Below are 8,593 nucleotides of genomic sequence, written 5' to 3'. Positions count from 1 at the left end.
GGGGCGTTCTGCAGGCGCTTGGCCAGCTCGGAGGTGGGGGCGTTCCAGGAGACGGCGGTGTACGCCTTCTTCACGGCCGACTCGTAGGACTGCGGACCGGCGCCGTCGCCGCGCAGGGTGACGACGGTGGTGCCGTTGCGGTCGACGACGGCCACGGAGACCCGCTGGTTCTCCTTCTCCGCCGCGTCCAGCGTCGCCCGCGCGGCCTTCGTCGCGGCCTCGATGCCCAGGTGGGCGGACCGGGCCAGGTTCTTGCCCGCCGTCTCCGCCCGGGGGGGGCGGTGGTCGGGGACGAGCCCGCGTTGGCCGTGACCACGGCGAAAGTCCCGAGAGCGACGGCGCCCGCCACCGTACCGCCGATGACGATGCGCATGCGCTTCGAGGTCTTCCTGACGTGCTTCATTCCGGTCGCTCCTGTGATGGATGGGGGTTGCGGCTCCGGCCGCTCGGGGAATCCGGCTTCCGGGCCCGCCGGCTCCTGCCGTCCCGCTCTGATCAAGAGTGAGGCCGGACACGTGCCCGGACCGTCGGCGTAGCGGCTGCATGTGACGAGCGGGAAAGCCGACCCCGGGGTCATCCGATCGGTTGCCCCCGGCCCGCCCGCCCGGCTCCATCGGTCCGGAAGGGCGTCGCGGGGGATCCGGGCCCGCCCCGACGAGCACCGCCCGTACGTTCCGCGGGGCGGGACGTACGGGCGGCTTCGGTCGGCGGGGGGGCGGGCGCGGTGCGGTGCGGTGCGCCGGGGTCAGGCTGTTCGGGGCCTGGTGGCGTAGAAGGCGACGGCCGAGGCGGCCGCCACGTTGAGGGAGTCGACACCGGCGTCCATCGGGATGCGGACGTGCTCGTCGACCGCGGCGAGGGTCCCGGGGGCGAGACCGGCGCCCTCCGTGCCGAAGACCAGCGCGAGCTTCTCGTCGTCGCGCGCGGCGAGTTCGTCCAGGGTGATGGCCCGTTCGCTCAGGCAGAGGGCGGCGAGCGTGAAACCCGCGGAGCGCAGGATTCCGATGTCCTTCGGCCAGGACTCCAGGCGGGTCCACGGCACTTGGAAGACTCCCCCCATCGAGACCTTCACGGACCTCCGGTAGAAGGGATCGGCACAGCGCGGGGTGAGCAGGACCGCGTCGATGCCGAGGGCGGCGGCGTTCCTGAAGGCGGCGCCCAGGTTGGCGTGGTCGACGATGTCCTCGAACACGGCGACGCGCCGGACCGCATGCTCCCCCGGGGCCGGGGGCGCCCCCGCCGCGAGGCCCGCGCGGTCGTCGGACGCCGTCTCCGCCGTCTTTGCGGCCGCTGCGCCGAGGGCCGTCGCCAGCAGTTCGTCCGCTGTCGGCAGCGGCTTGCGCTGCATCGACGCGAGGGCGCCGCGGTGGACGTGGTAGCCGGTGACGCGCTCGGCCAGTTCGGGGCTGACCGCGTACACCGGGGCCGGGACCTCCTCGATGACGTCCCGCATCAGGTCGATCCACTTCGCCGAGAGCAGCATGGACCGCATCTCGTACCCGGCGTGCCTGGCGCGTCTGATCACCTTCTCGCCCTCGGCGATGAACAGCCCCTCGGCGGGCTCCCGTCTGCGCCGGAGCTCGACGTCGGTCAGCCCGGTGTAGTCGTGCAGACGGGGGTCGTCGGGGTCGTCGATGGTGATGAGGTCGGCCACGGGTTCGATACTGCCTTGTCCGGTGTGTGGTGCCAACGGATGGGAAGAAGTTCTGTTACCGCCGGTTACTCACCGGGGGGCGGGGGTGCCCGTGCCGGTCATTCGGCGGGGAGCGGTGCGGTGTTCGCGCCGACCGCGACGACCTCGCCGATGACGATGACCGCCGGGGGGCGTACGTCCTCGGCCGCGGCCCGTTCGGCGACGGTCTCCAGGGTGGCGTCCACCCGGCGCTGGGAGGCGGTGGTGCCCTCCTGGACCAGGGCGACCGGGGTGCCGGGAGCCTTGCCGTGGGCGATGAGGGCGCGGGCGATGGCGCCGATCTTGTCGACGGCCATCAGGAGCACCAGGGTGCCGCGCAGCTTGGCGAGGGCCTCCCAGTCGACCAGCGAGCGTTCGTCGTCGGGGGCGACGTGGCCGCTCACGACGGTGAACTCGTGGGCCACCCCTCGGTGGGTGACGGGGATTCCGGCCGCGCCGGGCACGGAGATCGAGCTGGAGATGCCGGGGACGACGGTGCAGGCGATGCCCTCGGCGGCGAGCGCCTGGGCCTCCTCCATGCCGCGGCCGAAGACGAACGGGTCGCCGCCCTTGAGCCGGACCACGGCCTTGCCCGCCTTGGCGTGGTCGATGAGCGCCTGGTTGATGGCCTCCTGGGCCATGTAGCGGCCGTACGGGATCTTCGCGGCGTCGATCACCTCGACGTGCGGCGGCAGTTCGTCGAGCAGGTCGCGCGGGCCGAGGCGGTCGGCGATGACGACGTCGGCCCCGGCGAGGAGGCGGCGGCCGCGGACCGTGATCAGGTCGGGGTCCCCGGGGCCGCCGCCGACCAGGGCCACGCCGGGGGCCCTGGTGCGGTGGTGGGGTGCGGCGAGGGTGCCGTCGCGCAGGCCCTCGACGATGGCGTCGCGGACGGCGGCGCAGTGGCGCGGGTCGCGGTCGTGGGTGCCCGCGGTGAGGACGGCGACGGTGACGCCCTCGCCGCGGCCGGTGGCCGGGGTCCAGGCGGTGGCGGCGTCGGCGTCGTCGCTGCGGACGCACCAGGTCCGGTCGCGTTCGGCCTCGGCCGACGCGGCGTCGTTCGCCGCGAGGTCGTCGGACGCGACGAGGACGTACCAGGCGCCGGCCAGGTCCCCGTCGGCGTACCGGCGGCGCTCCCAGCGGATCTCGCCCGCGTCGGCCATCGCCTCGACGGACGGGGTCGCGCTCGGGGAGACGAGGACGATGTCGGCGCCCGCCGCGATGAGCGCGGGAAGGCGGCGCTGGGCGACCTGACCGCCGCCGATCACGACGACGCGACGGCCGCCGAGCCGCAGTCCGACGGGGTACGCGGGGTGATCGGTGCGCTCTGCGTGCTCGGCCATGGCGGTGCGGACTCCTCGTGCAGGGGACTGAATGCGGAGGCCGCTGCGGCGGTGGAGCGGCTGTGACGTGCGGGTTCGCGGGGCGGGTTCGCGGGGCGGGTCCACGATACGCGGTGGGGAGGTTACGAGGCGGCGGGGAGTGGGGAGCGGGGCGAGGTGGTGTGCCTGCGGCGGGCTGCCCGCTTCTGCCGGTTCCCTCCCGGGCCCGGCCTGCCCGGACCGAAAGGATTCGGAGGCCGGGAGCGGGAAGGGCCGGAGGACGGGAGAGCCGGGAGACGGGAAGAGCCCGGGGTGGGAAGGAGCCGGTGGGCCGGGACCCGAGGGCCCCGGCCCCGGGGCTACTTCTCCGTGACGCCCGCCGCGTCGAACGTCGCCACCTCGTGCATCGCCCGCGCCGCGCTCTGCACGATCGGCAGCGCCAGCAGCGCGCCCGTGCCCTCGCCGAGGCGGAGGTCGAGGTCGACCAGCGGGCGCAGCCCCAGCTTGTTGAGGGCTGCGACGTGGCCGGGTTCGGCGCTGCGGTGGCCCGCGATGCAGGCGGCCAGGGCCTCGGGGGCGATCGCACGGGCGACCAGGGCCGCGGCCCCCGCACTGACGCCGTCGAGGATGACGGGGGTGCGCAGCGAGGCACCGCCCAGCAGGAAGCCGGCCATCGCCGCGTGTTCGAGGCCGCCGACCGCCGCCAGGACACCGATCGGGTCGGACGGGTCGGGCTGGTGGAATTCGAGGGCCCGACGGACCACATCGACCTTGCGGGCGTGCATCTCGTCGTTGATGCCGGTGCCGCGGCCGGTCACCTCGGCCGGGTCCATGCCCGTGTACACGCAGATCAGCGCGGCCGACGCGGTGGTGTTGGCGATGCCCATCTCACCGGTGAGCAGGCCCTTGTTGCCCGCCGCGACCAGATCGCGGGCGGTCTCGATGCCGACCTCGATCGCCGCGAGCACCTCCTCACGGGTCAGCGCGGGGCCGGTCGTGAAGTCGGCCGTCCCGGCCCGGACCTTGCGGGGCAGGAGACCGGGCGTCGTGGGCAGTTCCGCGGCCACGCCGACGTCGATCACGCACACCTCGGCGCCGACCTGGGACGCGAACGCGTTGCAGACCGCGCCGCCGCCAAGGAAGTTGGCGACCATCTGGCCGGTGACCTCCTGCGGCCAGGCGGTGACGCCCTGGGCGTGCACGCCGTGGTCGCCCGCGAAGATCGCGACGGCTGCGGGCTCCGGGATCGGCGGCGGGCACATCCGGGAGAGCCCGGACAGCTGCGCGGAGATGATCTCCAGCATGCCGAGCGCGCCGGCGGGCTTGGTCATCCGCTTCTGGCGCTCCCACGCCTCGCCGAGCGCCTTGGCGTCCAGCGGGCGGATGTTGGCGATGGTGTCCTGGAGCAGGTCGTGCGGCTCCTCGCCGGGCAGGGCGCGGCGGCCGTACGTCTCCTCGTGGACGACCCAGGACAGCGGGCGGCGCTTGGACCAGCCCGCCTGCATCAGCTCGGGTTCCTCGGGGAACTCGTCGACGTAGCCGACGCACAGGTAGGCGACGACTTCGAGGTGCTCGGGCAGGCCCAGGGCGCGGACCATCTCGCGCTCGTCGAAGAAGCTGACCCAGCCGACGCCGAGGCCCTCGGCGCGGGCGGCGAGCCAGAGGTTCTCGACGGCGAGCGCGGAGGAGTACGGGGCCATCTGCGGCTGGGTGTGCCGGCCGAGGGTGTGCCGGCCGCCACGGGTGGGGTCGGCGGTGACGACGATGTTGACCGGGGTGTCGAGGATGGCCTCGATCTTCAGTTCCTTGAACTGCTTGGCCCGGCCCTTGGGCAGCGACTTGGCGTAGGCATCGCGTTGACGCTGCGCCAGTTCGTGCATGGCGCGGCGGGTCTCGGCGGAGCGGATGACGACGAAGTCCCAGGGCTGCGAGTGGCCGACGCTGGGCGCCGTGTGGGCGGCTTCGAGCACCCGGAGCAGGACCTCGTGCGGAATGGGGTCGCTGCGGAAGCCGTTGCGGATGTCGCGTCGCTCGCGCATGACGCGGAGCACCGCCTCGCGCTCGGCGTCGTCGTAGCCGGGGGCCGGCGGACCGGCGGGGACCGCGGCCTCGCCGGACTCGGGCGCTTCCGCCTCGGGGCCTTCCGCCGCAAGGGCCTCCGCCCCGGGAGCCGAGGGCGCCTCGGGAACCGGGACCGCCTCGGAAACCGGGGGCACCTCTGCGCCCTGGACTTCTGCGCCCTGGGCCTCGGGAGTCGGTGTGCCGGGGGCCGGGGCCACGGGGGCCTGGGCCGTCTCGAGGGTTTCCGGCGCGAGGGCTTCGGCACCGGGGGCCGGGACCGCCTCGGGCAGTTCCTGCGGCTGGGCCGCGGACTGCGCGGAGACGATTTCCTCGTGCTCGGTCACCGTGTCCTGTACGGGCGCGGCTGCCGTCGGCTCCGCGAGGGGGCCGGCTTCCGCCGCGTTCAGGGGGGCGGTCGTGTCCGGGGTCTCGATGACCTCCGGACCCGCCTCGGGCACGTTCGGGTTCGGGTTCGGCGTCTCGGCGTCCGCGACGGGACCGGGGACCGGTTCGGCGGCCTCGACGGGCGCGGCGTTCGGAACTTCCCCGGCGGCCTCGGCCGCTTCGGCGGTCTCCACGGGCGCGACGGCCTCGGGCACGACGGGCTCCCCGGCGTCCCCGGTCGGCACCGCCTCGGCGTCCACCGCGACGCCCGGCTGAGGAACCCCGGCCGGCTCCACCGCGATCGTCACGGGCCCGGCCCCGGGGCCGGCCACGGAGTCGGCCTCCGTGCCCGCTGCCTCGACGGCCTGTTCCGCTGCCTGTCCCGGTACCTGCTCCGCGACGGGCGTCGGGGCGAGGTGCGGGGTCGTCGGCACCGATCCCTCCACGGGCACGAACTGCCCCGTGGGAACGGCCTCCTGAGCCCCCTGGACTTCCTGGGGCACGATGCCCTCGGCGGGCACCACGGCCTCGGCAGGACCCCCGGCGGGGGCCTCGACCGCTCCCGGCACCGGCCCGGCCACAGGAACTGCCACGGCCTCCGGCACCACGCCCTCCGGCGCTGCGGCCTGCACCGGCTGCGCCACCGCCGCAGACTCGGCGACCGGCTCGACGACCGGCTCGGCGGCCTGCTCCGGAACGACCGATTCTGCTGCCGCCGGAGCCGCCGCCCACGGGCTGCCGCCCTGCGGCAGGATCTCGCCGAGCTGCGGACCCGGCAGCACGGCCGCGTCGTCGCCCGGCACTCCGAAGTACTCGGGACCGGTGGCCGGCGGCCCGGCCTGCTGCACGGGAGCCTGGACCGGGGCCTGCACGGAAGCCCGGGGCCGGGCCGGGGCCTGGGGCGCGCCCGCGGGCCCCCGGTCGGCGAGCGAACGGACCACGCCACCGGTCGGCGTCCCGCCGTACGACGGACCGCCGTCGGCCATGACCGGTCCGCGGTGCAGCGGCCGACGCGTCGGAGTCTGGGGCTGCGCCGCCTGGGCGGGAACCTGCGCGGGCGACGGGATGCGCACGCCCCGCAGGTCGACCGAACCGGAGTCGCGGCCACCGGACTCGTGCGTTCCCGGGCCGGTCCCGGCCGGGGGTTCCGCCACCGCCTGCTGGGCGGCGTACCCGTCGACGGCCGGTGCCTGCACGGGCTCCTGCACCTGGACCTGCACGGGCCCCTGCGGCTGGGCAGGGCCCTCGGCGGCCGGCTGGGCGTAGGACGGCTGGGCCACGGACTGCACCGGGTGGGCGCCCTGCTCGGGCACCTGCGCCTGGACGGCGACGGCCTCGGGGTACTGGCCGGGGGCCGGTACGGTCTGCGGGTCGCTCCAGGCGCCCTGCGGGCTCGGCATCAGCAGGAGGTCGTCGTCCTCGGACACATGCTCGGAGGGAGCGAGGTAGGTGTAGGCATCCGGGGCGGCGATGCCCGGCTGCTCCACCGTGCCTGCGTTCTCCGGCAGTCCCTCACCCGGGATCTGGCCGGTGTCACTCATGCGTTCCCCTCGCCCATCGTCAGTGCTCCTTCGGCCCTTCGCCCGGGACGTCCGAACACGGCGCCCCGGTGCTCGTCAACAAGAACGAGCGGGCTCGCCGCGCGGCACGAAACGGTCGTGGACATACTGCATTCTCGCGTCCGTTCGCCGCCGCGGCAGCCCATTTCGCCGCGGCCCGCTGTGGACTGCGCCACGTTGCGCATTCTCCGGTTCCGCCGTACCACAGCGGGGACCAAAACGGTCCCCTTTTCCGGACATTGACGAGCGAAACGACGAACGTCCGGCCGCGGTACAACGATCGGCCAGCCTACCTCCCGCCGTGCGCGGCCGGGTCAGGGGGCGAGGTCGGAACGCGTCGCCGAGAGCAGGAACACGACCGAGCGTTCGCGCTCCGACCAGGCGGCCGTGTCGAGTTCGACGGACTGGAGGAGCGAGCACCGGACGGTGTACCCGTTCCCGGTGAGCGCGGCGCCGAGCGCCTCGGCCTCGTCGCGCGTCGACGCGTGGGTCACGATGCGTTCCGGCCGGCGTTCGGTGACGGCGGTGACGACGGGGACCCCGCCGCCCCCGATCCGGACGACGTCGGGTTCCGGCAGCCGTTCCAGTACGTGGGGGGCGCGGCCCTCGACGACCTGGATCTGGACCCCGAACGCCCGTGCCGCCGCCGCGGTGCGGGCGCAGGCGGCCGGGTCGCTGTCGACCGCCAGGACCGCCGCCCCGAAACGGGCCGCCTCCACGGCCAGAGCCCCGCCGCCGGAGCCGATGTCCCACAGGAGGTCGCCGGTGCGGGGGCCGAGGCGGGCCAGCTGGGCGGCGCGCAGCCCCGGGGTCCCGCCCTCGCCGCTCTCCGTACCGGCGTCCGCGGCGTCGTCCGAGTACGCCTCCGGGGGCAGTGCCCAGCCGCGTACGCCACGGGGGCAGACGGGGTGGCCGCCCGCGATCCACGCGCCGGCGGCCTGCGGTTCGGGGCCGCCGCCGATGACGATGACGACGTTGGGGTCGCGCCAGACGTGGTCGGCGGCCTTGTCGGAGGTGACGACGGTGACCTGTTCGCGGGCGGTGCCGAGTTCCTCGCAGATGACGAAGGTGCGGTGGACGCCTTCGAGGAGCAGGGCCAGTTCGGCGGGGCCCGCCCCGGGCGAGGTGAGGACGGCGACCTTGTGGTGGGCGCGGCAGACGTTGACGGCGCGGCGCAGGGTGCGGGGGTGGGCGACGACGGTCCGGGCGTCCTCCCACGGCATTCCCGCGCGGGCGAACGCGGCGGCGACGGAGGAGACCGCCGGGACCACCTCCACCTCCAGGCCGTGCTCGGGTGCGCGGAGGTTGCGTACGACTCCGAAGAAGCCGGGGTCCCCGTCGGCGAGGACCACAGCGCTGCCGCGGTGGCCTGCGATCCGGCGGGCGGCCAGGTCGATGGAGCCCAGGCGGATGCGTTCGGCCTTCGCCGGTACTTCGGGCAGTGCGAGGTGGTGGGCGGCTCCGGCGACGAGCGTGGCGGCCGAGAGGGCGGCCTTGGCCACTTGGGTCAGTGGTGAGCCGTCCCAGCCGATCACGGTGACCCGATCGGCCATGTGTCGTCAGTCTCCTGGAGTCGTCGCAGGTGGGGATGGTTC

The 8,593-nt window shown here is 74.9% G+C and carries 4 protein-coding genes and 1 pseudogene; all 5 read right to left on the bottom strand.

Going from position 1 to position 8,593, the window contains the following annotated elements; genetic code table 11:
- Positions 1 to 403 (bottom strand): annotated as a pseudogene (locus ACWCXX_RS22585) (GlcG/HbpS family heme-binding protein); the annotation flags it as partial.
- Between the two features lie 342 nt (positions 404 to 745).
- Positions 746 to 1,654, bottom strand: a complete 909-nt coding sequence (locus ACWCXX_RS22580) for a TrmH family RNA methyltransferase (protein ID WP_451129884.1) — start codon at positions 1,652 to 1,654, stop codon at positions 746 to 748.
- Between the two features lie 98 nt (positions 1,655 to 1,752).
- Positions 1,753 to 3,015, bottom strand: coding sequence for a uroporphyrinogen-III C-methyltransferase (cobA, locus tag ACWCXX_RS22575; RefSeq protein ID WP_451129882.1), 1,263 nt, complete (start codon positions 3,013 to 3,015; stop codon positions 1,753 to 1,755).
- Positions 3,016 to 3,353: 338 nt separating this feature from the next.
- Positions 3,354 to 6,980, bottom strand: coding sequence for a nicotinate-nucleotide--dimethylbenzimidazole phosphoribosyltransferase (cobT, locus tag ACWCXX_RS22570; protein ID WP_451129880.1), 3,627 nt, complete (start codon positions 6,978 to 6,980; stop codon positions 3,354 to 3,356).
- 332 nt (positions 6,981 to 7,312) lie between these two features.
- Positions 7,313 to 8,551 (bottom strand): precorrin-6y C5,15-methyltransferase (decarboxylating) subunit CbiE, encoded by a 1,239-nt coding sequence (cbiE, locus tag ACWCXX_RS22565; RefSeq protein ID WP_451129878.1) that lies wholly within the window; start codon positions 8,549 to 8,551, stop codon positions 7,313 to 7,315.
- Positions 8,552 to 8,593: the final 42 nt, after the last annotated feature.

Source organism: Streptomyces sp. NPDC001732 (assembly GCF_053596315.1).
Note: the sequence above shows the minus strand (reverse complement) of the source record. Positions and strands in the feature narration are given on the sequence as shown.